General features: G+C 51.0%; 25 protein-coding genes. 13 read left to right on the top strand and 12 right to left on the bottom strand.

Translation table 11 applies throughout. The features are described from left to right. Window positions 1-9: 9 nt before the first annotated feature. Window positions 10-1,023 (bottom strand): zinc dependent phospholipase C family protein, encoded by a 1,014-nt coding sequence (locus V8F51_RS07945; protein ID WP_337099635.1) that lies wholly within the window; start codon window positions 1,021-1,023, stop codon window positions 10-12. A 165-nt stretch (window positions 1,024-1,188) separates the two neighbouring features. Here V8F51_RS07945 and V8F51_RS07940 point away from each other — a divergent pair, with 165 nt between their 5' ends. From V8F51_RS07940 to V8F51_RS07915, 6 genes are all read left to right on the top strand, one after another. Beyond that, window positions 1,189-1,650 carry a chemotaxis protein CheX gene (locus V8F51_RS07940; protein WP_337099634.1) on the top strand — a complete coding sequence of 154 codons (462 nt, stop codon included), beginning with the start codon at window positions 1,189-1,191 and terminating at the stop codon, window positions 1,648-1,650. 89 nt (window positions 1,651-1,739) lie between these two features. After that, window positions 1,740-2,513 carry an SDR family NAD(P)-dependent oxidoreductase gene (locus V8F51_RS07935; RefSeq protein WP_337099633.1) on the top strand — a complete coding sequence of 258 codons (774 nt, stop codon included), beginning with the start codon at window positions 1,740-1,742 and terminating at the stop codon, window positions 2,511-2,513. A gap of 31 nt (window positions 2,514-2,544) precedes the next feature. After that, window positions 2,545-3,969 (top strand): DEAD/DEAH box helicase, encoded by a 1,425-nt coding sequence (locus tag V8F51_RS07930; protein WP_337099632.1) that lies wholly within the window; start codon window positions 2,545-2,547, stop codon window positions 3,967-3,969. 109 nt (window positions 3,970-4,078) lie between these two features. Beyond that, window positions 4,079-5,317, top strand: a complete 1,239-nt coding sequence (locus V8F51_RS07925) for an S-layer homology domain-containing protein (RefSeq protein WP_337099631.1) — start codon at window positions 4,079-4,081, stop codon at window positions 5,315-5,317. A gap of 139 nt (window positions 5,318-5,456) precedes the next feature. Continuing rightward, entirely contained in the window at window positions 5,457-6,206 is a 750-nt protein-coding gene (locus V8F51_RS07920; RefSeq protein WP_337099835.1) for an ABC transporter ATP-binding protein, read from the top strand. Continuing rightward, entirely contained in the window at window positions 6,203-7,459 is a 1,257-nt protein-coding gene (locus V8F51_RS07915; protein WP_337099630.1) for an ABC transporter permease, read from the top strand. The genes V8F51_RS07920 and V8F51_RS07915 overlap by 4 nt, the downstream gene beginning before the upstream one ends. Window positions 7,460-7,863: 404 nt before the next feature. Here the strand turns inward: V8F51_RS07915 and V8F51_RS07910 are convergent, their stop codons facing one another. Then, window positions 7,864-9,159, bottom strand: coding sequence for an aminotransferase class I/II-fold pyridoxal phosphate-dependent enzyme (locus tag V8F51_RS07910; protein ID WP_337099629.1), 1,296 nt, complete (start codon window positions 9,157-9,159; stop codon window positions 7,864-7,866). Between the two features lie 344 nt (window positions 9,160-9,503). Between V8F51_RS07910 and V8F51_RS07905 the strand changes: the two genes are divergently transcribed. Beyond that, window positions 9,504-10,289 carry an AraC family transcriptional regulator gene (locus V8F51_RS07905; protein WP_337099628.1) on the top strand — a complete coding sequence of 262 codons (786 nt, stop codon included), beginning with the start codon at window positions 9,504-9,506 and terminating at the stop codon, window positions 10,287-10,289. Window positions 10,290-10,387: 98 nt separating this feature from the next. Here the strand turns inward: V8F51_RS07905 and asd are convergent, their stop codons facing one another. Next, entirely contained in the window at window positions 10,388-11,185 is a 798-nt protein-coding gene (gene asd / locus V8F51_RS07900; RefSeq protein ID WP_337099627.1) for an archaetidylserine decarboxylase, read from the bottom strand. 196 nt (window positions 11,186-11,381) lie between these two features. Between asd and V8F51_RS07895 the strand changes: the two genes are divergently transcribed. Both V8F51_RS07895 and V8F51_RS07890 read left to right on the top strand, forming a co-directional pair. Further along, window positions 11,382-11,681 (top strand): transposase, encoded by a 300-nt coding sequence (locus V8F51_RS07895; protein ID WP_337099626.1) that lies wholly within the window; start codon window positions 11,382-11,384, stop codon window positions 11,679-11,681. Between the two features lie 78 nt (window positions 11,682-11,759). Continuing rightward, window positions 11,760-12,440: an HAD family hydrolase gene (locus V8F51_RS07890; protein ID WP_337099625.1), complete on the top strand. Its 681-nt coding sequence runs from the start codon at window positions 11,760-11,762 to the stop codon at window positions 12,438-12,440. An 88-nt stretch (window positions 12,441-12,528) separates the two neighbouring features. Here V8F51_RS07890 and V8F51_RS07885 read toward each other — a convergent pair whose 3' ends face one another. From V8F51_RS07885 to V8F51_RS07865, 5 genes are read right to left on the bottom strand one after another with little or no spacing between them, the layout of a single operon-like run. Beyond that, window positions 12,529-13,005 (bottom strand): GNAT family N-acetyltransferase, encoded by a 477-nt coding sequence (locus V8F51_RS07885; RefSeq protein ID WP_337099624.1) that lies wholly within the window; start codon window positions 13,003-13,005, stop codon window positions 12,529-12,531. A gap of 2 nt (window positions 13,006-13,007) precedes the next feature. After that, complete coding sequence (locus V8F51_RS07880) at window positions 13,008-14,162, bottom strand: YheC/YheD family endospore coat-associated protein (protein WP_337099623.1); 1,155 nt, start codon at window positions 14,160-14,162, stop codon at window positions 13,008-13,010. Then, complete coding sequence (locus tag V8F51_RS07875) at window positions 14,162-15,535, bottom strand: YheC/YheD family endospore coat-associated protein (protein WP_337099622.1); 1,374 nt, start codon at window positions 15,533-15,535, stop codon at window positions 14,162-14,164. The genes V8F51_RS07880 and V8F51_RS07875 overlap by 1 nt, the downstream gene beginning before the upstream one ends. After that, window positions 15,535-16,749 carry a YheC/YheD family endospore coat-associated protein gene (locus tag V8F51_RS07870; RefSeq protein ID WP_337099621.1) on the bottom strand — a complete coding sequence of 405 codons (1,215 nt, stop codon included), beginning with the start codon at window positions 16,747-16,749 and terminating at the stop codon, window positions 15,535-15,537. The genes V8F51_RS07875 and V8F51_RS07870 overlap by 1 nt, the downstream gene beginning before the upstream one ends. Before the next feature lie 11 nt (window positions 16,750-16,760). Next, window positions 16,761-18,131 (bottom strand): YheC/YheD family endospore coat-associated protein, encoded by a 1,371-nt coding sequence (locus V8F51_RS07865; protein WP_337099620.1) that lies wholly within the window; start codon window positions 18,129-18,131, stop codon window positions 16,761-16,763. 131 nt (window positions 18,132-18,262) lie between these two features. Here V8F51_RS07865 and V8F51_RS07860 point away from each other — a divergent pair, with 131 nt between their 5' ends. Beyond that, window positions 18,263-18,598, top strand: coding sequence for a YlbF family regulator (locus tag V8F51_RS07860; RefSeq protein WP_337099619.1), 336 nt, complete (start codon window positions 18,263-18,265; stop codon window positions 18,596-18,598). Between the two features lie 89 nt (window positions 18,599-18,687). Next, on the top strand, window positions 18,688-18,972 hold the full coding sequence (locus tag V8F51_RS07855; RefSeq protein ID WP_337099618.1) for a hypothetical protein: 285 nt from the start codon (window positions 18,688-18,690) through the stop codon (window positions 18,970-18,972). A 132-nt stretch (window positions 18,973-19,104) separates the two neighbouring features. On the opposite strand, the gene V8F51_RS07850 is transcribed toward V8F51_RS07855, so the two are convergent. Further along, window positions 19,105-19,455 (bottom strand): helix-turn-helix domain-containing protein, encoded by a 351-nt coding sequence (locus V8F51_RS07850; RefSeq protein ID WP_337099617.1) that lies wholly within the window; start codon window positions 19,453-19,455, stop codon window positions 19,105-19,107. 229 nt (window positions 19,456-19,684) lie between these two features. Here V8F51_RS07850 and V8F51_RS07845 point away from each other — a divergent pair, with 229 nt between their 5' ends. Beyond that, a complete protein-coding gene (locus V8F51_RS07845) occupies window positions 19,685-20,158 on the top strand; it encodes a hypothetical protein (protein ID WP_337099616.1) in 474 nt (157 codons plus the stop codon). Between the two features lie 83 nt (window positions 20,159-20,241). Beyond that, window positions 20,242-21,594, top strand: a complete 1,353-nt coding sequence (locus tag V8F51_RS07840) for a DRTGG domain-containing protein (RefSeq protein ID WP_337099615.1) — start codon at window positions 20,242-20,244, stop codon at window positions 21,592-21,594. Between the two features lie 50 nt (window positions 21,595-21,644). On the opposite strand, the gene V8F51_RS07835 is transcribed toward V8F51_RS07840, so the two are convergent. From V8F51_RS07835 to V8F51_RS07825, 3 genes are all read right to left on the bottom strand, one after another. Next, on the bottom strand, window positions 21,645-21,941 hold the full coding sequence (locus V8F51_RS07835; protein ID WP_337099614.1) for a YtpI family protein: 297 nt from the start codon (window positions 21,939-21,941) through the stop codon (window positions 21,645-21,647). 69 nt (window positions 21,942-22,010) lie between these two features. Next, window positions 22,011-22,526 (bottom strand): hypothetical protein, encoded by a 516-nt coding sequence (locus V8F51_RS07830; protein ID WP_337099613.1) that lies wholly within the window; start codon window positions 22,524-22,526, stop codon window positions 22,011-22,013. A 3-nt stretch (window positions 22,527-22,529) separates the two neighbouring features. Further along, window positions 22,530-22,856 (bottom strand): YtrH family sporulation protein, encoded by a 327-nt coding sequence (locus V8F51_RS07825; RefSeq protein WP_337099612.1) that lies wholly within the window; start codon window positions 22,854-22,856, stop codon window positions 22,530-22,532. Between the last annotated feature and the right edge of the window lie 62 nt (window positions 22,857-22,918).

The following is a 22,918-nucleotide window of genomic DNA, read 5'->3' as shown; positions in this document are numbered from 1 at the left end:
GCTCTGTTGCTAGAAAGCGGCTTCCGTGATACCAGGCTGATCCGGCCATACCGTCTCCGCATAGCGAATTCGCACGCCAATATCGCATGGAAGCCCTGTCTCATAAGAGAAATTTCCGATTTTCTCAATAGCTATCTCACGAAGCTGGCGAACCTCAATCCGGTCTTCCTTCGTTGGCTGAGGTGCTTCATGGGCTCTGAGCCATATGAGGACAGCGCTCATAACGTCCGTGGCGTCGTCGATTGCGCGATCCCATAGTGTCCAACCATTATCGCGATGGTAGATCTCTTTATCGGTCGGATCGATCCATGGCAATTCCTGTTCATTCATAACATCATAGGGCATAGGTCCTTTACGGAATACGAACGGTTCAATTGCTCCGAAGGTAAGCGCTCTGCGAACGCCGCTCGGATCATGGAATAATCGCTGTGCGTTCGTGAAATCGCGATTCGCATCATGCCAATCTTTTCGGCTAATGGAAGGAGCAAGCTCCGGATAGAACCTTCCCGCAATCGTTTCGAACGCGTCGACAATCTGCTCGGGGAAGCGGCCATTCGTATTGATATAGCGCCAAACCGGCGTGTTCCACGTCTCGATCCCCCATAGTTTCCGCGCAATAACGGTATCCATCATAATCTCGTAGCGCTGATGATCCCACTTGCGAAATCCCGATTTGCTGAATACGAATGGATGCATGTTTCGGTCCAGCACATGATGGAGAACGAAGCCAAGCACGTACAAAACTGCTCGATCTGCTTTGCCGGGACAGGCTTTGCGGCCGTTCACTGAATCCAGCAGCTCGATCAGCGCGGGGCCGCATTGCTCGTTATGCATCGCTGTTGCCATACGATTCAACGCGACGCTTCGCTGCCAGGGCAGGAAACGATGGTAGAATAGGAAGTCAGGACCTTGGCAGCCCATATTAAAAATCGCCTTGTCTTCGTCTGTGCCAATTAGCTTCGATTCCTTCATTTTTTCAAGCACGAGCTGTCCAAAAATAAGATGTGCCCATACGTTCGGCATAAGGAGCCTCCTATGAAAATTTATGTAATCCGACAATTTTTTGTATTTTATAGGACTAAAGACGCAACTGCTCTGTTTATAGTATACTTGTCCTAGTTTTTTAAGTATAATGAAAATTAAATAAGACAAAGCGCGAATTTTGTCGAAAAGGAGCGTAACCTTTCTATGAAGGCTGAATATATAAACCCGTTTCTTGAATCTGCAAAAATCGTGATCGAGCAGGTTATCCAGATTCGTCCTGCTACTGGTCAGCTTGGCCTCAAGGATATTAAGTTTGTTGAGAATCATATTTGGATTCAGATTGGTCTCAATGGACAGATGAACGGTGACATTGTATTCGGACTTAGTGAACAGGTCGCTCTTAAGATGGTCTCCGCCATGATGGGCGGATTCGTAATCTCCGAGATTGACGAGATCGTTCGAAGTGCTATTTCTGAGCTGGGCAACATGATTAGCGGAAATGCCAGTACGATGCTGTTTAACCAAGGTGTGAGAGTCGACATTACACCGCCGAAAGTTATTCAATCGGCTAATTCAGCCGGATTTTCCGCAAAACAAGCGCTGACGATTCCTCTCATTATGGAAGGGATCGGAGAACTGGACATTCAAGTTTTAATCGCATCTTAGCATAGAAGTGGCTCCTTCGGGAGCTTTTTTTGCGTCTTGGATACCGATCAAGTAAACTTGATTTATCGATTAAGAATGGGTGATGTTGGATGATACGAGGGAAGATCGTATTCATTACGGGAGCGTCAAGCGGCATAGGCGCATTGACCGCGGCTCTACTTGCAGAGCGTGGCGCTATACCGGTGCTGACGGGACGCAATTATGCCAAGCTGGAACAATTATCGAAGACGATCGATGGCACGCATTCGATCCTTCGCATGGATGTGACCGACGAGGCCTCCGTGCGGCAAGCAGTAGATGAAGCCATACGCAAATATGGAAGAATCGACATTTTGCTTAACAATGCGGGCTTCGGGAAGTTCGAATTATTTACCGAAGCATCGGTGGAAAGCTTCGCGGAAATGATGGATACAAACTATATGGGTATCGTGAGATGTACGAAAGCGGTGCTTCCGCACATGCTTAATCAGGGTAGCGGCCATATCGTGAATGTCGCCTCAATGGCGGGCAAGATCGGTTCGTCGAAGTCGACCGGCTATTCGGCTACGAAGCATGCAGTGCTTGGATTCACTAATTCGCTTCGGATGGAGCTTAAGCCGCAGGGCATTAAAGTATCATCGGTCAATCCAGGGCCGATCGATACGGAGTTCTTCGCAGTGGCCGATCCGACGGGCAGCTACGTGAAAAATGTCGGTTGGTTCATGATGAAGCCGGCTTACGTAGCGAAAATGATCGTTCGCGTTATGGAGCGCGGCAAGGAGGAGCTGGATCTTCCAAGGTCGGCATCGGTCGGCATATGGTTCTACGGGCTGTTCCCGCGCCTTGCAGACAGGCTTGTAGGCGGGCTTTTCAATCGAAAATAAGGTTAGCAAATAGAGAGGAATAACGAAACGTATGAGCAAGCAAAATTGGATTGAACTAGGCATTAACGAGACGCTGAGTCTGAAGCTGGAGGAGAATAGCATAACGGAGCCGACGGGCATTCAAGCGGAGACGATTCCGCTTCTGCTGGCAGGACGCGACGTATCGGCACGATCGCAGACGGGAACGGGCAAGACACTTGCTTACTTGCTTCCGCTGCTTCAGGGACTGAACGCGGGCTCGAACGCGATTCAAGCAATCATTCTATCGCCGACGCAGGAGCTTGCTATGCAAATCGTGAGAGTAGCCGAGTCTTATGCGGAGCCGCTAGGCCTACGCGTGCAGCAGTTGATCGGCGGCGCGGCGCTGAAGCGGCAGGTAGAGAAGCTGAAGCTGCATCCGCAGCTTGTTATCGGTACGCCGGGACGTATCCATGAACTGCTGAAGCTGCGCAAGCTGAAGCTGCACGACGTCAGGTACGTCGTTGTTGACGAAGCCGATCAAGTGTTCCATCTTGGATCGACCTCGGAGGTCGAAGCGATTCTGCATGCGACTGGCAAAGAGCGCCAGATCACTTTTTTCTCGGCAACGTATCCCGATGTGATGGCTCGATTCGAGGGCCGTTGGATGAAGGAGCCCGCGCGCATACAGATTACGCCGGAGCATAGGGTGTCGGAGACGATTGAGAATTACTACATGCTTAGCGATAAAAGGGACAAGACGGATATGGCACGCCGCCTCGTTCGTTTGTTGAATCCGTCTTCCGCGCTATTGTTCTTGAATGATACAGACAATATTTCCAATTGGGAAGCAAAGCTTGCTTATGAAGGTTTCACTGTTGAGGCCATCTACGGCGACGCCGATAAGCAACGCCGCGCGGCAACGCTGGCGCGCTTCCGTGAGGGACGCTGCCAGCTTCTACTGGCGACCGATGTCGCGGCGCGAGGTCTCGACATCGAGGGGCTGCCGCTCGTCATTCAGCTTGATCCGGCGGTCGACGCCGATCATTACGTTCACCGTGCAGGCAGGACGGGACGAATGGGACGCCCAGGTACAGTAATCACGATAGTGACGCCGCAGGAGCTGTTCATTATGGAGAAATTCCGCAAGCAGCTAGGCATTACGCTAGAAGAGCGCGTCATGTTCAGAGGCAAGCTGCTCACCAATGAACAGCTTCGCGAAGCGACGAAGCCGTTCGCCTCGGCTAATCGGAAAGCAGTGTCTGAAGATAAGCCAGTTCGCACAGCGGAAGCAGTCGAGAAGCCGCGCAAGCCGCAATCTCCGAAGCCGGCTAACGGCAGCGGGCAGGCCTCAAGCGCTGTGAAGCCGGCAGCCAAGCCGGCTCCTAAGCCCATTGTGAAGACGAAGGCGAAGGAAGAACGCAAGCGTGATGGGAAAAACAAAGGCGCTCCGAAATGGTTGAAAGCGAAGCGTGAAGACAACAAAAACGACAAATAATATTTTTTTTTGCAAGCCACCCTCCTAAATCGGACACCCTCCCCCGAACGTTATGGGCGAAGGTAAAAAGCGGAAATTTCCGTAATCGATCATAAGGAGAGTGGCTTTCTTGACTAAACAAAACATGTGGAAGAAGACAGCAATTACTTCACTGGCACTAATGATGCTTACAGGCGGTGCGACAGCAGCTTTTGCCGATAATGGCAGAGGAAACGGCGGAGGTCGTGATGATGACAGAAACAATCAGAAAGAAGACAGCCGTCATAACGATAAGGATGACGATGATAAATATAAAGTAACGTGGAAGTTCGAGGACGAGGATGATCTGAAGTGGGCAACCGAGTACATTATGCGCCTGGCTTCCAAAGGTATCTTCACGGGATATGATGACGGCACATTTAAGCCAGCGAACAAAATTACTCGCATCGAGGCGCTGACAGCTGCTGTTCGCTTGATGGGACTAAGAGAGCAAGCCGAGTCGGCTGAAGAGATGAGCACGGAGCTTCAATTCAAGGACGCGGACAAAATCAAGAAAAAATATCCTTGGGCAGTCGGTTACGTCGCTGTCGCTCTCGAGAATGACCTATTCACTGAAACGGACACTGAAGTGAAGCCTGAAGCGCAAGCGACAAGACTGTGGTCGACGATCCTGCTTATTAAAGCGCTTAAACTGGAAGACGAAGCGAAAGCTCTTAACAATACGAAGCTAGAATTCAAGGATGCAAATCAGATTCCAGCCGGCGCAGTAGGTTATGTTGCTTTGGCGCTTGAGAAGGGCATTATTACAGGTTATGAAGACCGTAACGGCAAGACATTCCGTCCGAATCAGCCTGTCTCACGCGCTGAACTGGCAGCGTTGCTTGACCGCACGGATGAGGAAATGCCGGATCAAGACGCTACGGCTATTACAGGCACATTGAAAGCTGCTGCAAGCGGCGGAAAAATTACAGTCGTGAAGGCTGACAAATCGGAAGTTGTGCTTACCCTTGACTCGAACGTCTTTATTTTCCGCGATGACAAGAAAGCTGCCGTAAGCGCGCTTCGCGCAGGCGACGAAGTACTCGTTCGCACGTACCAAAGCAAGGTTGTGTTCATCGAAGTAACGGAAGCAGAACCGGAAGTGGTTAGCTTCTCGGAGACTGGCAAAGTAAAATCGCTAACGTTCGATTCGTCGGCCAAGCTGTTCGCAATTACGGTAACACAAGAGGAAGATTCCGAGACTAACGTTCTGATCTATGCGGTTTCTCCTAATGTTAAGATTGTAGGCAACGCTTCTCTGCTAAAAGAAGGACAATCGGTAAAGGTTACTGGCAAGAACGCTATCGTAGAAACGATCGAAATTAAATAGAACTAATTTATGGATGAAAGCCGTCAATTGCCCGCTTGCGCGGGCGATTGGACGGCTTTTTTGATATTGCGTCCATAATTCGGTATTCTGATATAGAAGATAGTCATGATGCCAATATGTAATAGTGAAGGTGAAGCGAGTGGACGCGATATTGCAGGTGAAGCAGTTAATTGGCGGATATAGTCCGCGCAGGCCGGTGCTGCACGGTCTTGATTTTGAAGTAAAAGCAGGTGAAATGGTCGGTCTGATCGGGCTTAACGGAGCGGGCAAGAGCACGACGATCAAGCATATTCTAGGGCTCATGAATCCGCACCAGGGAGAGGTGAAGGTTGCGGGCACGACGCTGGCGGAGCAGCCGGAAGTATATCGATCGGCCTTCGCTTACGTGCCGGAAGCGCCTGAATTGTTTCCTGAGCTGACGGTTGAGGAGCATCTTCATATGACGGGCATGGCCTACGATGTAAAGGAGAAGGACTTCGCTGCGAGGCAAGAAGCGTTGCTTGATCAGTTCCAAATGCTTCCTAAGCGCAAAGCGTTCGCAAGCCATCTATCCAAAGGGATGCGCCAGAAGGTTATGATTATGAACGCTCTATTGGCTCAGCCGCCGCTATACATTATAGACGAGCCTTTCCTCGGTCTTGATCCGCTCGCGATTCGTTCACTGTTGGAACGATTGGTGGAAGTGAAGCGGAACGGAGCGGCTATTCTGATGAGCTCGCATATTTTGTCCACGGTGGAGACGTATTGCGACCGGTTCATCGTTATGCATCAAGGACATATCGCAGCACAAGGCACGATGGAGGATGTAAGGCGCACAGCGGGCATTGATATGCGGACCGGAACGCTTGAAGAAGCGTTCTACAAGCTCGTTACCGGAGGCCATTCATGAGTGCAGAAGGCAGAGGCAGCTCGTTAGAGTCGTTATGGAAGAAGCGCTCACAAGCTTTCCGCAAGGAAACAATGCCTTATTTGCGCTATATGTCGATGAGTGGATTTCCCGCCTTCCTGTCGCTCTTTGTCATATCCGGCATATTAGGTTACTTTAAGCTTATTAGGGACTTGCCGCAGCACTTTCCGATTACGGCGGTTGGAGTGATCGTGCTTACGTTGGCGGTTAGCTGGACTCCGCTTCGTACATGGCTTGCACCTGCAGATACGGTATTTCTTATGCCTCGTGAAGGGGAAATGGGAAGTTACCTGAAGGCGTCATACCGTCGTTCGACGATCATGACGGTTTTATTAAGTGCCGTCATGCTTTTATTGTATGTACCGATCTATAGGCAAGGGGCTGCGCCGGCTCACTGGTTGGTCATTGTAGGCGGGGCGGCGTTACTGCGCGCGGCTAATTTGTGGGGAGGCTGGAAGGAACGCAAGCTTGCATGGCCGGGCATGCGGCGTATGCTTCGCATAGCGCGCTGGCTTGCCACGTCAATCGTTCTGTATGTGTGGCTGACATACGTTCTTTGGCAGTCAGTCGTCTTCACGCTGCTAGTTGTTGCGCTTTTCACTTTCGTATACCGGCTGCCTAGCAGTCACCGCTTTCCTTGGGAGCGTATGATCGAGGAAGAAAGAACAACACATAAGCGTTATTATACGTTTTTCGGCATGTTCATCGACGTTCCGACGCTGCCGTCACCGATCGCTAGGCGTTCATACATCGCGTGGGCGCTTCGGCTAGTTCCTTATTCCAAACGACATACATTTGTTTATTTATATTTGGCTGCGCTGCTTCGAACCGAGATGGGAGGCATTCTGATCCGACTGCTGCTGCTCGGAGGACTCGTAACGTATTGGATTGCCGAGGATGCTTCATTGTCCGGATGGGGAGCGCCGCTAGTTTATGCCTTGTTCATGCTTGTGTTGTCCGTTCAACTGGGAGGGCTTAGACAAGTACATCGCCATTCCGTGTGGAAGCATGTGTACCCGCTGCCGGATAGTCAGCGCATTGGGCAATATACGAAGATAGATCGTATGGCTCTAATCGTCATCGCTGTATTGCTGGCATTTCCTCTTGCATTGCCATTGCTTATTCAAGGCTTTTACGCGCCTGTAGCTGCTACAGCAGCAGCTATGATAGCCTATATCGCCATTCGGCCAAGCCGTATCAAGAAGAAGCTGCGCAAAGAGGAAGATGACGATTAATTGTGAAAGCTCAATCGGTGCGCAGTAAATAATCCGTTTGACTGGATTGCCTACAGTCAAATGGCCGGAAACGATACGATATCAAAGTTTAATTGGATTTAGTACAGTCAAACGGACGGAGGAACCCTGCCGAGGGCTGAAATGCCGGTTTTGACTGTATGTTTTCCACTCAAATGTCGCTTAACAGGCGAATGGGGCCGATTAGACTGTATGAAATACAGGCAAAACGTCATTTCTGCAGGAGAGCTCGGGTTGTGCTCAGGCTTTGGTGCTTGAGTGGCCAATCCTGAAAGTGCTCGTACGTTAGGAGAATCCCGATTATACAAAAAGGACCTCAGCATTTCACTGTAAAGTGAAACCTGAGGTCCTTTTTATTGAAACCATTTTTGTTATTTCGCTGTTTCTTAAGCTAGCAGCTCTTGAACCGCTTTGAAGATCGTGTCATACAGTTCTTCCAAGTTCTCTTCCTCAATACAGGAGAACGCGACTCGCAGATCGGTCTCGCCAAGCGCGATTGTTCCGATGCCGTATTCGTCCAGCAGGCGGTTGCGAACAGCTTCAGCCGTAACACCGCTCAGCTTGAGGCACATGAAGTAACCGGAGTTGAACGGATAGTAGCTCAGCACATCGCCGTAACGGCCGCTGTCGAGCAAGGTCTTCACGGTATTGGCGCGACCTTTCATAATATCGTATTTCTCGGCCCGCTGCTGCTCGAACTCCGGCGACTGCAATGCGCGAAGCACGAACGTCTGCGATGGATGCGGTCCGCTCGAAATCGTAGCGCGAATAATGCCGACCGTCTTCTGCTCAAGCGCTGCGAGCGCAGCAGCCGATGAAGATGCGTAGGTGATGAACCCTACGCGGAAGCCCCATACATACTCTTCTTTCGTAGCGCCGTCAACCTTGATCGCAAGCACGCGCGGGTGAAGCTCCGCAAGCTTGGAGAACAGCGACTCGTGCAAGGAATCCTCGAAGAACAGTCCGAAATAAGCGTCATCGGTAACAGCCACAACGTTGATGCCAGCTTCCGCCGCATCGCGAATCGCAGCTACGATCTCGTCGCCTTCCTGAGGACCTGGCGTGTAGCCTGTAGGGTTGTTCGGGAAGTTAAGCACGACGATCGCTTTGCCTTTGTCCTTCTGCGCGAGCAGCGCTTCGCGAAGACCTTGGCTGTTGAATTTCATTTCATTGTTGTACAAAGGATACTCGACGATCTCGGCGCCGCGGCGTACGCCGAAGGTGAGCTCATAGTTTTCCCAGTTTTTATTTGGAATGACTACGGCATCTCCAGCATCGGCGAACAGGTCGGCAACAATGCTAAGGCCGTGCGTCAATGCATTCGTTACAACAGGCGTCCCGAAGCCCTTGGCTTCAAGCGACGGATTATCTTTAATCATCTTCGTGCGCCAAGCAGAGCGAAGCTCCGGTTTGCCGCCAGGAGGTGCATATTCGTAAAGATCCTTCGGATTATAAGCGGTCAGCGTCTCTTGAATCACTTTGAGATGCATAGGCACACCGCCCTCTGTTGCAATTCCGATCGTAGCGTTGAACTTCTTCGCCTTCGTCTTTGCTTCAGCGGATTGGCTGAGGATGCCCTCCTTCGGAAAATAAATCGCTTTGCCTAAAGCCGATAACATGGCGTAGACGTTCGGATTTTCCGTTTGCAACGTCTCATTTAACTGCTGTGCAAGTGGGTTCATTAGACTTCATTCCATCCTTCCGAGATGATTCGTATAAGTTATTATTGGCTAGAACTGCCGGTCTGTGAAGCGTTACAGCCCTAATCTTCTTGTCGGGTGCTATTATAACATTTTTTCTAAGGTGCAAACCATTCTCATAGCAAATTTTTTGCGAAATCTAGTCACATTGTTGTACGGCTTGCACAAAACTTTATCGCTGTTGTATGATGACGACATATGTTTGGACGAGCTGCAACGGTTGCTGCTCTGTAAGCGTTAGCTGCCTATTATGGGCCCGCGCGACAAATGCTGCTTCGAGATGGGATGGAAAGCGGTTTGTTTCGCAGGCGGGGGAGGATTTTTAGATGCTGCACGTATCGCCTGATTCTTTAGTTTTGCAGCCTGCCTTTGCCAAGATCGTCTGCGAGCCTGGATGGCGCTGGGCAAGACGCGAGAAGCCGATACCTAATTACGATCTATTCTATGTATGGAGCGGCGAAGGGGAAGTAGAAATTAACGGTTCGATCTATGAAGTAAGCAAGGGAAGCTGCTTCCTGTTCCGGCCCGGTGATCACACCAGCGCAACTCATAATCCGCAGAAACCTCTTGTGCTCACTTATATTCATTTTAAAGTGGATGAAGCTGTCGATTCAGTGCCGGAACGTCATCGTGTGCTTACGGATACAGTCGACTTCGAATATATGTTATCGCGTTACGTACGATTATTTCTAGTACAAACGTATGCGGCGGAAGAAGAAGCGAAGCTTGTGCTTAAGCAACTCATCATTCATCTGCTGCGCGAGGACAATGCGGCGCCGGTGGAGAAGAAAGCGAGCAATCAACTGACGGAAGCTATCCACGAGATCGCTAATTACGTCCGCCAAAATCCGAGCATCGCGCATCGCGTAGAAGATCTGGCGATGCGGGCGCAGCTTTCACCGCGATATTTTTCGATGAAATTCAAGGAAATGATCGGGATGTCTGTCCAGACGTATATGATTCGGACCCGGATCGAACGTGCGCAGCATCTGCTTATGCATGCGGGCATGAACGTCACCGAAGTGGCCGATGCGCTCGGCTATCGCGATATATTTTTCTTCAGCCGCCAATTCAAGCAATATACGGGCAGAAGTCCATCGGAAATACGTTGAGCCTTAATTCCATATTGAATCATACGATAACGAACGAAGACTTCTTACGATGCCGCCTAGGCTGTCATCATAAGAAGTCTTTTATTGTTTCTACTTAGTTATAGTGATTGCTTCGGCAATATGCGTCCAAGACGTTCGCCCATCTTCACTTTCAGTCCGACCTTGATATCCTCGCGCGGAGCGAAGCTGTCATCCTCCATCAGCAGGACGACGGTAGAGCCGAAGGAAAAGTAGGCAAGCTCGTCACCCTTGTTAACCTCGTCTTGCAGCGGCTCAACGTACTTAATGCTGCTGACGTTCATAGCGCCGACCTTGACGACTGCCGTTTCCCAGAACTCGTTCCGTATGTAGGTAATAAGCCTTTCATTGCGGCTTAACACTCTTCGCATATGTCGCAGTCCGAAGTCGTTGACCGGATACACCTTGCCGGCTATATGCTCCCGCTCTACGACCGTTCCGCTTATCGGTGTGTGGATGCGATGATAATCAGTAGGGCTTAAATATAAGACCATGTAATAGCCGCCCAAATAGGATGCTGCGCGGGGCGAACGATTGAGCAGTTCTTCTACGGTGTAATCCTGCCCCTTGACGTTCATGATCGTTCCATCCTGAATGCGGCCGGCTCCGGTGATCAGCGCATCTACGGGACTGGCCACCTGGTCTTCGCCGCCATCGATCTGTCTCATGCCGTGCTTCAGCCGGCGGGTGAAAAATTCATTCAATGTTCTATATTCAGAGAGGGGCTTCTCGGCCTCCTCCACCTTTATGCCATACATAGCTGCAAACCTTGCAATTAGATGGCGACTGGCGGCTGACTGGGCGAATCCTCCGGTCATCCGGGAAATCCATTTGCGCGAGCTTAACTCAGTCATGGAACGAAGCAGCCATATCATCATGCTCTTACCGTCACGTCCTTTCCTTTCCTTTCCTTTCCTTTCCTTACATGCAGGGCTTTTGGTCCGTTTCTCATGCGCTTGCCCCCAAACAGTGTGACATATCCGAATCCAATTTACAATACACAGGTTCATTATTTGCGTAAGCGTTTATTTCTGAAAAATATCGACGATGCTGGTCAGGAAGAGGTGATCAAAGATGATGCTATTGAGCGGAATCGGACTCGCGGCTGGGGCTCTTCTGTTAGGCTGGATCAGCGGAAGAAGCGCAGGCTTGCGGCGGCTGTGTGATGGACTGGCGGTTATTGCATTCTTCCTTTTTTTCGTCATTGCCTCAGCGGCAGTTGCGACTACGATTACGAGGGACACCGTCTTTATGACGGAGGTTCATCGGGTGCTTATTAATCCGGTTTTTCTAGCAAGCGGAGCTTATATTGGACCGTATACGCTATGGAAGCTTGCAAGCGTCTTAGGGCTGAAAACGCCGAAAACTCCGTAAGAGGGTTGCGAGGGTCTTGGCCGCTCCAGTATGATAAGGGCAGCAATGGAAGAGGACTACTGGAGGCGAACCGATATAATGAACGAGAAACAGCTTACAAAGCCGGAAGCGGTTATATTCGATATGGATGGAACGTTATTCGAAACGGAAACGCTGCTCGTGCAAGTGCATAAACGGCTGTTCGAGACGCTTCGCGAAGAGAAGCTGTATATGAAGGAGACGCCGCCCGTAGACAAGTTGCTTAGCTGTCTCGGCATGCTGCTGGAAGATATATGGCGTCAGATTATGCCGGATAGCTCTGAAGCAGCCAGGAGGCGCGCAGATGAGCTGATGCTCCAGTACGAGCTGGAAGGGCTCGAAGCGGGCGAGGGCGAGCTATATCCTTATGTGGAGCAGACGCTTGTTTGGTTGAAGGAGCAAGACGTCAAGCTGTTCGTCGCAAGCAACGGGCTGGAGGCTTATGTGAAGGGTGTAGCGGAGCATAAAGGAATTGCCCCTTTATTCGATGGCTTGTACAGCGCAGGCGAATACGGGACAGCCAGCAAAGTAGATCTGGTTGCCAGACTGCTGAGCGATCATGGCGTCCAGTCAGCTTGGATGGTGGGGGATCGTTCTTCGGATGTGGAGGCAGGAAAGGGCAACGGCTTGTCAACAATCGGATGCGCCTATGCGAGCTATGGCAAGCGCAACGAGCTCGAAGGTGCGGATATTCTTATTTCGGATTTCCGTGAATTGCGAGAATTGATTGAACGGAATTAACTAAGTGAATCGGTAAGTAAATAGATATCATTAACGGCCGCCTAGACTGCGCATTGACGCAGACTGGACGGCCGTTTTGTTTAAATAATCACACCTTGATCGGAACTCCCAAATCTGCTGTTTTCTCGAAGCGCAGCGTAGGCTTGCCCGTTGGACCGCGGTGCATGGAGACAGCCTTCATACCGAGCTTGAAGCAGATCGCCATGCTTGCGGTATTGTCGACAGCGACATTGCAAGTTATAGAACCGAGACGTCCAATCATCGCTGCTACGATTTTGCCGCCGATGCCCAGTCCTCGGGCATCCGGGTGCACGACGACGAGACTGCCACCTTCGCCGCCATCAGCAGCGAAGCCGAAGCCGACGATGCGGCTGCCGTGGACAGCGACGGCAATGACTGCTGTATACACACCGCTAGCATCTGAATCAAGCGTTGAATCATCCAGCTTGCGCAGCGCATGTATCGTCGCGATAGCTAGCCGCTTATCGCCGAAGCGAAGGGCGAAGCCGATCAGTCTCTTCTTCTCGGTACGCCATCTATCCGGCGTAAGCAGCTCCACTTCCATCGTTACATGCCTCCCGCCGTGCTCGTTTTTTTCCTGGCCAGATAGGAGCTGTAATGAAAAATCCGCTCCAGCGATTTCTGTCTAATATGCGGCTCGTCGAATTTCATCGGCTTTGAGTTCGCTTCGAAAAACCAGATGCTGCCCTCGCTGTCGATACCCAGATCCATCGACATCTCGCCAAGCAGCTGCTTCGATGCCCGTTCGATCTGCTTAGCAATGAGGATCGCTGTCGTTTTTGCTTTCAATAACAGCTTACGCGCGTTATCCTCGTTAAATGTATACACAAGCAGTTTCTCGGGATCTTCAATCATGCCGCCTCGAGGCACATGTGTCGTGATGCTCGAGCTGCCTGCGATACGGGCGCCGATGCCGGTAATATCCCATTGCCCGCGGCTATTCTTCTGAACGAGCACGCGAAGGTCGTAATGGCGATCGTTAAAGGAAGCGAGCTTAATGCCTTGCTGCGCAATGTAAGCTTCTCCGGCGCTTTCCTTCTGGATACGAGTCCATAGCTTCGTAATCGAGCTGCAGCTGTAGGTGGAGCTCTTCTTGCGCTCTTGTATTTTCAACCGATAAGGAAGCTCTTTGGCCGCTTGGAACTTGATCGTCATAATGCCTTTGCCCGCTTTGCCGCTCTCCGGTTTCAAGTAGATAAAGGAGTATTTATCCATCATCTGTCCCAGGCTCGACAGCGACATCAGCTTGCGGGTCGTAGGAATGAAAGGTTTGGTGGACTTAGAGTCCCGCAGCCACTCGAACATCTCCCATTTGTTGAAGAAGGAAGGATTGAACAGCCTGACGCGAGGGTGCTTTTGGCAGGCAGCGATCTTCTGCTTAACAGCTGGAAGCATCTCATCCTCGCGCTGAGGAATCCGATTGTAGATAATATCAGGGAACGGCAGCAGCCGCGGCAACCAGCTTTCGGATTCCTCGTTGTATACGTAGCCATTCAGGTTGCTCCGGGTTAACAGCAAGTTTTTCACTGTCACGACGTAGACGATAAACCCCATACCTTGACCTACACGAATAATATCGATGAAGTTATTGCGGTTGCCCCGGAAAAGTTGAGTGTCGTCATCGATGGTCAGTATAGCGAGTACTGTTCTGCCGGCGCGAAGCTCTCTGATGTCCGTCTCATCCGGAAGCAAGCTCTCCATTAGCCATTACCTCCTTGGAAGTGGCTAAGATACATACAGTGCTCCAAAATGTACGAAACGGAAGCACGACCCTCCGAACGAAGCGCAGGATGCTTGTAGATGGAACGGCCCGGCTTCGCGTTCGCCTCGAACATCCATACTTCACCGTCCTTGTCGATGCCAAGGTCGAGTCCGAGTTCGCCTAGACGATGAGGGTAATTGCGTTCAATCGCTTCAGATAACTTAATCGCGACACTCTTCGCTTTGTCCAGCACAGTATCCGCCTGCGCACCGAACGTCCGGCTAAGCGCCTGTTCCGGCGTCATCAGCTGTCCGCCGTTCTTCACATGGGTCGTCACGCTGCCGCGGCCGGCCTTCTTCGCTCCAATGCCTGCGGGAACCCATTCATTTTTGCCGTTCTTATGCATATGGAAGCGGAAGTCGAGCGGGCAGCTGTCGATCTCAACGAGTCGTATGCCCTGCTGAACGACGTATTGATTAAAGCTATTGCCGTGACGCGCTTGCAGCATGCGCATGAGACTGTTGAAGTTCGGGAAGCGAAGCAGAACGTTCTGGCTGCCTTTGCGATAACGTACGAAATAACCGCGCTTCGAGTGATAGGTCAGCCGATAGATGCCAACCCCAAGACTTCCAGCTGTCGGCTTGAAATATAGAAATTGATGTTTCTCAAGCATCTCCTTCATCTTCTCCGGTGTCGGATTCGATACCGATTCAGGCAGATGGTTCAGCGCCTCGGGATCGTTGTCGAGCAGCTTATACACATCGGATTTATTGAAGAAGCTCCAGTTAAAAAAAGGGATTTTCCGACGTACGAACTTCTCGCGCAGCGAGCTGATGGACGTCGAAAATTCGGCCTTGCGGTTCGGCAGGCGGTTGTAGACGACATCGGGCAGCGGAACGACTTTGCGATACCAGCCGCCTTGCGGGCTAAGGAAGTAGCCGTTGACGGTCTCAAGCTGCCAATTAATGTCGCTTGGCGTGAAGCCGAATAAATAGGCTTTATCCTCGCCCATGCGAATAATTTGTTTAATAAAGTTCGTGCGGCCTCCAAACGGATAGCTCTCGGAGTGTACGTTCGAGTCGCTAAGAATGCCTACGAGCGGCCCGATCTGGACTTCGTTCTCGCCGCTGGCGAGAACGTAAACGTTGCCCGACTTCGGCACTTTAATCAATTGCCGCACGCCCGCGGACAGATAGAGATGGTTGCCCGGGCGCTTCAGCGCCTTGAGCTCGGTCGTGATGACCTCATTGCCTAATTTGAGATGAATCGATTTTTTACCGGCCAGTTTAAGCTGCTTGAGCAACGGGCTCGACAAATAAATGACTTTATCGGACTGTGGAGAGAAGTGCACATTACACGTTGTCAAACTCATCAATGAACCTCCTGAACGTTGAAAGGCCGTAGTCGTTTCGGATCCTGCGCTTGTCGGCCGTTAGCGGATTCATGGACTGCAGCCGTAGCATATAATCGTCTCGCGATAAATCTAGCGTATAAGAGTGGGCGTTCAATGGAATGTCGCTCGGCGCTATCGTCACCGATGAGGCGGAACGAAGCGCGGCCGGGCTTCGAATTGACTTCAAGCAGCCATAGGCGGCCGCCCGGCTCAATGCCGTAATCGAAGCCAAGCTCAGCGAATCTTCCGTAGCGGCCCTCGAGATGCTCAGCTGCCTGCTCACTTATCATATGGATTTGGTCTAGCAAACGTTCGGATTGCGGCTTGCCATAGTTGATCTCAAGCAGGCTTTGCGGCAGCTTGGCGTCGCCTCCGCCGTGCAGGTTGGAGGTTAACGCGCCTTGAGCCCCTCGGCGGGCAGCTATGCCGGTCAAGCGCCAAAAGCCTTGCTCGTTCTTCTGAAGCAAGACCCTGATGTCGAAGGGATATCCCTCATTATCGTTAAGCGGCAAGTAGGGCTGAAGAATATAGGGAGTACGGGCAGTAACCCGATCCAACCAGTGCCTCCAGTTGGTTGTTGCTAAGGTGAACGTCTTGGTGAAAATGCGATTGCTTCGCGTACGACCACTCATGTGCACCGTTTGGTCTTCTGTGTTCAGCTTTATATGAATGACGCCGATCCCATGCATGCCGGCCCCCGGTTTAAGGACGAGGCCTTCCGGATAAGAAGCAAGCAGCGGCTCAATCTGAGAAGGGGAGCGATAGGACAGCGTTAATGGGAGAAACGGCGCGAGCCTATTGTTTTGCTTAATCGCGTCATAGACATCGAGCTTGGATGGAAGGCTGCTGTTAAGAAGTATATGCGGCTTCGCTAGCTTTATTTGGGATAAGATATGACGGCTGTTTCGCCGGCTTCCCGTATCTGCGCAAAAAAGGCGGTCGTAGACAACATCGGGCAGCGGACATGTCTGCTGCTGCCAACGTCCTTCTTGCCATCGATAGCCGATCAGCTCGCGAGCACCAGGCTGCCAGCCCTCTGCCGTAAATATATATAACAGCATGCAGAGACGTCCCGCGGCAATGGCAAGCTGACGATAGAAGGATGGTTCAGGCAGCTCAGGCTCGAGGTCGGCATTGGCGGCTGGAATAATGGAAGCAACATAGATTCCGATAATAACATTAGGCAGATTCATGGCAGCCTCCGTCAGAAGCCCGATAAGAAACGGGAATATTGGATTAGAGCAAGCACGGAAGGGCGTATTTTGTTGTCGTTAAGCGGAGTGTTGTCGTTTTTGGACGGCTTGGAGTTGACTTCCAGCAGCCATACGCGACCATTCGTATCCATGGCCAGATCGATGCCAAGCTCGCCGAAATGCGCGGGAATTTGCGTATCGACGCCTTTGGCAATATGAAGCGCCGCCTGCCGCAGTCTTACGGAGGCTTCCTGCTTGTTGATTCCGTTCTGCAAATTCGATTTGCCGATCGCTTCGGCTGCCGTGCTGAGTGTTCCGCCTCGGGCTAGATTGGATACGAAGTGCTGGTCGCCGGCCGTACGAGCGACGATTGAGGTAATCGCCCACGTGCCCTTGGCATTTTTCTGTACCAGCGCACGGAAATCGACGGGCCGCTTCTGAATTTCGATCAGTTGCAGACCTTGTTGAATCTGATAACGAATCGTCTTCATCTTGGTAGAGATCGTCGAGAAGAGCTTCTCAAGATTAGTAAACAATTGCTTGCGGCTGCCGCTCGCAGTGGCGAACATAGCTAAATAGCCGTTGTTCGATTCCCCGCGCGTAATGCGGATAATACCCTTGCCAAGGCTGCCTCGAATCGGCTTAAGGAAAACGTTGCTGTAGCGGGAGCACATTGCGTTCAGCATCGTGTAATTGCGCAACAGATGCGATTCAGGCAAGTAGCGAGCGACGATCTCGTCTTTTTTTAACGCATCGAATACTTCTGCTTTATCGAGAAACTTCTCGTTGAATACGACAGTAGTATGATGAAGTTTTACTTCATTCAGGAAATGTTGTACGCTGGGTCTGCTCTCCATCTTCCTCGATGTGATGCGGTTATTGACGACATCGGGCATCGGCATGGATGCTTTCATCCAGACGTTATTGAATATCCAGCCGCTGATGGCATTCATGCTGCCAAGCTGGTTCGGCGTGAAGAAGTAGACGAAAGCCCCATGCTCCGTACAAGCATCCACGAGTTCCCGGCAGAACATCGTAATCGAACCGAACGGCTTATCCGGCATATTCGGATAATCGCGGCTGACCAATACGCCGATCAGCGGACCAAGCATAAGGGATGACGTATCCTCCGTGTACCGCAGTCCCAAGGAAGCATTGTGGGAGAGTCCCATCTTCTTGGCGAGGCTCTGGCTTACGCGCATCCCTTCGAACTTAGGAATCGCGATTACTTTGACATTATGACGGAACGAGCCGAACCTTAGCGTAATATGCTGGCCCTGCGGAATTCGAAGACGCTTCATCTGCGCTTCGCCAAGCATGAGCGTATCCACCGGCAGCATGCCGGAGCTTATGACCTGTACGGATACTTTCGATTTGAGCATCTTAAAGCTCCTTCCAAGCAGGAGAATAACGGGTGGATGGGAACGAAAATAGGTATTTGACACGAATTAATTTATCATATGAGGACATCTAGCCTTTGTGAATCGAAAAAAACGAATGAGGAGTCGATCCAATGAATGTATATGACAAAGCTTATGATCTAGCGAAAGCACTTAAGGATAGCAGCGAGGCGGAGCAGTTGAAGACAGCCAAACGGGCAATGGAGGCCGATCCTGAGGCTTCACGGATTATGGAAGGCTTCCGGGAGCGCCAGATGGAGCTTCAGCAGAAAATGATGAGCGGTGAAGAACCGACTGAAGCGGAGATGGCGTCGATTACGAAGCTGTATGAAGAGATCGCGGGCAATCCGTTAATCGCCAGCGTCCTAGAGGCAGAGCGGCAGCTTGCGGTCGTATTCGAGGATATTAACCGACTGCTTAACGACGTGCTGAAGGCAATCGCGGGATAGTGTCATATCCGGCCAAGCTTGTTCATACCCTAATAATGCGGACGAGGGTGACAGGTCGGACGCATATGAGGATGAAGGAGTTGAAGGCTATGTTTTCGGGGAGAGCTCGTCATGTGCTCTATTTGCTGCTTGCGCTAGCGCTGCTCGTCTACGCGCTGCCGCGTCTTGAGCTCGGCGACCCGCTTGGCGTATCAAGCGTCTTCGGATACATCTGGGTAGCGCTCGCGCTGCTGGTCGTAACGGCGAACGTGAACGAATTGCTGCTGATGGACGAGGAGAAGCGCAAGGAGCTGGCGAGAATCAAGAGAGCGAAGTACGTGCTTATGGAGCGGAAGATGATGCAACGGAAATCAGTCGCGAAACAGTCGCGTTAACGGATAAGACATCTTGCGCAGAGCAATGTCTCGCATGTGGACAAGAAGAAGACCTAGCAGCTCGCTAATAAGCGCCCTAGGTCTTCTTTTTGTTGCAGCTATCGTTGTCGGCTTTGAATTTGGTTGTCGTTGCTATTTGGTATCTTTGAATTGAACGAGCTGCTTCACGAATTTGTATACCGCTTCCTGCTCTCGCGCAGTCAGACCGTTCAATTGAAGGGCGATTTTGTCCGCATAATCGCTGCTGTGATCCGATGAGACCGGCATGGGGGCGTCGATATTAACGATATGCTCCAGAGGCGTCTGCAGCGCGGCTGCGATCTTGGCAAGCACATCGATGGTCGGGTTTTTCTCGCCGCGTTCGACTTGCCCCATGTAAGAGGCGTTTATTTCGGCGCGAAGCGCAAGCTGCTCTTGGCTCAGCCCTTTTCTTCTGCGATGCGATCGTATATTTTCTCCAATAAGCTTCGAAATTCCACTCATTTAAGTCACCCCAGCCTAACGATAGTTCTTTCATGCAAGGACAACAACTGTCTATAGGATGTACTTAAAAAAGTGACTATAGTCATTGACGGCAAGCGGGACTCTTTACTATAATTGTGTAAAAAAGTATCACTCTATTATCATCATTGTCTGTTAAGGAGTAATTTACCAATTGAGTTAATAGTGGTAAGATAATGAAATAGGGCCGTTTGGTGGAGGGAGGCTAACAATGGTTGATGAATTCGAGTTTTTCAGAAAAGTACGGGCCTATTATTGCATGGTTCCCTTCGTTGTCAGCTTTAAGTATAAAATGTCGCACAAGGTCGAGAAGGCCGCAACAGCGTTAGGGTCGTTCAGTTGCCGTGTCAATCCTCATACACAAATTGTCGAATACATTATGCAATTGAATTCCGATATGATTGCTAGGCCGTATAGCGAGCAAAGCTCATTCCTATTCTCGAGCGTGTGCGAGGAAATTCCGCCGCAGGCTGTTCGAGTCGATAATCACCTTATTCATTCGGCTAGGTACCCGATTCCTATTGAATATGATTGGCAGAAATTCGTTATGAACGGAGCCGAGGAGGCAATCAGCGTCCAATCGATGAATCAGCTGTTCAAGAAATGGAAGCTGCTCGGTGTGCACGGACAGCAGGTGAACGCGGATATTAAAGTCGAGCGGGTCGAGATCGAGTGGTATCATTAAGCCGACTCCGCTTTACATGACTTTTCACGGTCCTATCTCTTATAATGGAGGAAGACGATGAAAGGTTGGACGGAGGAATAGCAATGACTTCAAGCGGATCTAGCCATGACAACAGCACGAAACACGAGCAAGTGCTGCAATATATTCAGAATTTGAAGATCGGAACAAAATTGTCGGTGCGTCCGATTGCGAAGGCGCTTGGCGTAAGCGAAGGCACGGCATACAAAGCGTTTAAGGAAGCAGAGGCTGCCGGTCTCGTCAGTACGAAGGAAAGAATAGGAACGGTGCGCATTGACCGCAAGCGGCGTGAAGCGCTCGATCAGCTGACTTTCGGTGAAGTGGCGGAGATTGTTGAGGGACGTCTGTACGGTGGGGCGGCGGGCCTCGAGAAGACGCTCCATAAATTCGTAATCGGCGCTATGGAGCTTGACGCGATGCTTCGTTATATCGATGAAGGAAGCCTGCTTATTGTCGGCAACCGCGTCGGAGCTCACAGGTGCGCGCTGGAAGAAGGGGCAGGCGTACTCATTACGGGCGGTTTCGAGCCCAGCGAGGAAGTTATTGCGCTTGCGGATGATCGCGCTTTGCCGATCATTTCATCGCGGCACGATACTTTCACTGTCGCTTCGATGATTAACCGCGCGATGTACGATCGACTAATCAAGCGTAAGATTATGCTGATTGAAGATATCGTTACGTTCAGCCGTCCGGCCGATGTACTGCGAGTAGGAGCTACCGTATTCGATTATCATAAGCTGTCACGCGAGTGCGGTTATTCAAGATTTCCGGTTGTAGACGAGCGGGGCAAGGTAGTCGGCATGATGACGGCCAAGGATGCCGCCTCGGCTCCTGAAGAGGGTGAAGTGGAACGTCTCATGACGAAACATCCGATCACGGCAGCGCCGAACATTACGGTACCGTCTGCCGCGCATACGATGGCTGCCGAAGGCATAGATCTGCTGCCGATTGTTGACCGGCATCGCAAGCTGCTGGGCGTAGTAACGAGACAAGAGGTGCTTGACGCTATGCGTTTCGCAGGCAAGCAGCCGCAGTCGGGTGAAACGTTCGAAGATTTAATGTGGACAGGCTTCATGGCTTCGGCCGTTCAAGGGCAGCATGAGCTTGGCATCATGTATAAGGGGGCGATTACGCCTCAGATGTCGGGAGCGCTTGGGATGGTATCGGAAGGGGTGCTGGCGACGCTAATGACGCAAGCGGCCAGGAAGATGATTAGGGAAACAATCAAGCGGGACTATTCCATGGAGAGTATGACGACCTATTACGTAAGGCCTATTCAGATCGATCGTGAAATTACGATCATTCCGAGAGCGCTCGAGATGAGCCGCAAGTTTACGAAGCTGGAGATTGAAGTGAACGACAATCAAGGACTGGCCGCCAAGGCGATGATGACGGCCCAGATGATTGATCCGTATTAACCGTCTATCCGTGAGGATAGAGGATCGCAGTACGGTGCGAGAGAAGGACATTAGCCCTTCATCGTGCGATATACGCTTAGATTGCGCAAGCCTGCGAATAGATTGAATACGCCAAGCACAAGAAACAACGAGCCGATTACGATGCGCACGGTCGATTCATTCGACAGGAACAATTGGACCAGCGCAATAAACATTAACATGACGCCCATGCTGATATTCATCTTGGCGGCGTTCACGCCGCGCAGCTTGGCGTCCGTTCCGCGCCGCGATTTGAGGCTGAATACGACGGATAAGACGAGAGTAACGAGAATGCAAGGCAATAACAGCCATTGCAGCAGTTGATCCATTTTGCAAGCCACTCCTTCAAACAAGTTCTTAAACTACCTTCGATTGTACCACGAATGGCCAATCTATGCCTATGACGGTGATTTAGCCGAGTAGCGCACGTTAACCCATAAATGCAGGACGTTGTCGACGACAAGCATCGTCTTGACCTCAACCGTATAATCCTTCCCATACACATCGTTATAGTCAATTCGTCCGAGCAATCTGCGCGCGAATTGGGCGTCGGAGTCGATTTCATAAATGCTTTTGCCGATATAAGGGGTCAGATCCTCCTTAATGCGCTTAATGAGCTCGGCCTCGGCCACTTTGTCCAAGTTCGGCTTTGCTGAATTTTGCCCCGCCTCGGTCTCGATTCTCGGAATAATGCCCTTGATGACGGTATGCTGATTTTTGAACTCTTTCAAATGCTTAATATCTTGCTCGTATTGCTCCAACTGCACCTCAAGCTCACTCTTCAAGCTGACAATCCTCTCGAATTGCGCGATATAGAAGGAATTATATACGATCGCCCCGATAAGCATACCCAGCATAAGCACCCCGGCCAATTGAAGTCCCCTTACGAAACGGTCGAATGGAGGCAATCGCATTGGCTAAGCTGTCCCCCTGCATATTAAACGAACGAGCTCCGTAGCTAGATGAGCCCCGAGAAATGCAATGATGATGAAGCAAATTTGTTGAGCGGCAGGCGACAACTGACCTTGTGCGATGTTGCTCTCGATGACGCGAACCGGATCGATAGAGCCGCCGATTGCGGCGACGATTGCCCATATTTTCAGCCTCGCTGCCGTATCCAGCATCGTTACCGCGGGAGGCAGCAGCATGAACACGGAACCGATTCCCGCCAGCATCGATCCTCCGATTACAACGCCGAATGCTATGAAAAAGTCTAGTCCAGCTTTGGACAAAAAGTAACTCATAAGCACGCACACCCTCCTGAAATGTTCTGTTGCAAATCTGCGATCTAAGCAGTCTATTCAAC

Origin of the sequence: Paenibacillus sp. YIM B09110 (assembly GCF_037167145.1) — a bacterium.
Lineage (GTDB): Bacteria > Bacillota > Bacilli > Paenibacillales > Paenibacillaceae > Pristimantibacillus.
This window is presented reverse-complemented; position numbering and strand designations above follow the sequence as displayed.

What these genes read in the sequence shown, in the direction of transcription:
- V8F51_RS07945 (WP_337099635.1), bottom strand. Translation starts at nt 1,023, where the DNA reads ATGCCGAACGTATGGGCACATCTTATTTTTGGACAGCTCGTGCTTGAA.
- V8F51_RS07940 (WP_337099634.1), top strand. Translation starts at nt 1,189, where the DNA reads ATGAAGGCTGAATATATAAACCCGTTTCTTGAATCTGCAAAAATCGTG.
- V8F51_RS07935 (WP_337099633.1), top strand. Translation starts at nt 1,740, where the DNA reads ATGATACGAGGGAAGATCGTATTCATTACGGGAGCGTCAAGCGGCATA.
- V8F51_RS07930 (WP_337099632.1), top strand. Translation starts at nt 2,545, where the DNA reads ATGAGCAAGCAAAATTGGATTGAACTAGGCATTAACGAGACGCTGAGT.
- V8F51_RS07915 (WP_337099630.1), top strand. Translation starts at nt 6,203, where the DNA reads ATGAGTGCAGAAGGCAGAGGCAGCTCGTTAGAGTCGTTATGGAAGAAG.
- V8F51_RS07910 (WP_337099629.1), bottom strand. Translation starts at nt 9,159, where the DNA reads ATGAACCCACTTGCACAGCAGTTAAATGAGACGTTGCAAACGGAAAAT.
- V8F51_RS07905 (WP_337099628.1), top strand. Translation starts at nt 9,504, where the DNA reads ATGCTGCACGTATCGCCTGATTCTTTAGTTTTGCAGCCTGCCTTTGCC.
- asd (WP_337099627.1), bottom strand. Translation starts at nt 11,185, where the DNA reads ATGATGATATGGCTGCTTCGTTCCATGACTGAGTTAAGCTCGCGCAAA.
- V8F51_RS07895 (WP_337099626.1), top strand. Translation starts at nt 11,382, where the DNA reads ATGATGCTATTGAGCGGAATCGGACTCGCGGCTGGGGCTCTTCTGTTA.
- V8F51_RS07890 (WP_337099625.1), top strand. Translation starts at nt 11,760, where the DNA reads ATGAACGAGAAACAGCTTACAAAGCCGGAAGCGGTTATATTCGATATG.
- V8F51_RS07885 (WP_337099624.1), bottom strand. Translation starts at nt 13,005, where the DNA reads ATGGAAGTGGAGCTGCTTACGCCGGATAGATGGCGTACCGAGAAGAAG.
- V8F51_RS07880 (WP_337099623.1), bottom strand. Translation starts at nt 14,162, where the DNA reads ATGGAGAGCTTGCTTCCGGATGAGACGGACATCAGAGAGCTTCGCGCC.
- V8F51_RS07875 (WP_337099622.1), bottom strand. Translation starts at nt 15,535, where the DNA reads ATGAGTTTGACAACGTGTAATGTGCACTTCTCTCCACAGTCCGATAAA.
- V8F51_RS07870 (WP_337099621.1), bottom strand. Translation starts at nt 16,749, where the DNA reads ATGAATCTGCCTAATGTTATTATCGGAATCTATGTTGCTTCCATTATT.
- V8F51_RS07865 (WP_337099620.1), bottom strand. Translation starts at nt 18,131, where the DNA reads ATGCTCAAATCGAAAGTATCCGTACAGGTCATAAGCTCCGGCATGCTG.
- V8F51_RS07860 (WP_337099619.1), top strand. Translation starts at nt 18,263, where the DNA reads ATGAATGTATATGACAAAGCTTATGATCTAGCGAAAGCACTTAAGGAT.
- V8F51_RS07855 (WP_337099618.1), top strand. Translation starts at nt 18,688, where the DNA reads ATGTTTTCGGGGAGAGCTCGTCATGTGCTCTATTTGCTGCTTGCGCTA.
- V8F51_RS07850 (WP_337099617.1), bottom strand. Translation starts at nt 19,455, where the DNA reads ATGAGTGGAATTTCGAAGCTTATTGGAGAAAATATACGATCGCATCGC.
- V8F51_RS07845 (WP_337099616.1), top strand. Translation starts at nt 19,685, where the DNA reads ATGGTTGATGAATTCGAGTTTTTCAGAAAAGTACGGGCCTATTATTGC.
- V8F51_RS07840 (WP_337099615.1), top strand. Translation starts at nt 20,242, where the DNA reads ATGACTTCAAGCGGATCTAGCCATGACAACAGCACGAAACACGAGCAA.
- V8F51_RS07835 (WP_337099614.1), bottom strand. Translation starts at nt 21,941, where the DNA reads ATGGATCAACTGCTGCAATGGCTGTTATTGCCTTGCATTCTCGTTACT.
- V8F51_RS07830 (WP_337099613.1), bottom strand. Translation starts at nt 22,526, where the DNA reads ATGCGATTGCCTCCATTCGACCGTTTCGTAAGGGGACTTCAATTGGCC.
- V8F51_RS07825 (WP_337099612.1), bottom strand. Translation starts at nt 22,856, where the DNA reads ATGAGTTACTTTTTGTCCAAAGCTGGACTAGACTTTTTCATAGCATTC.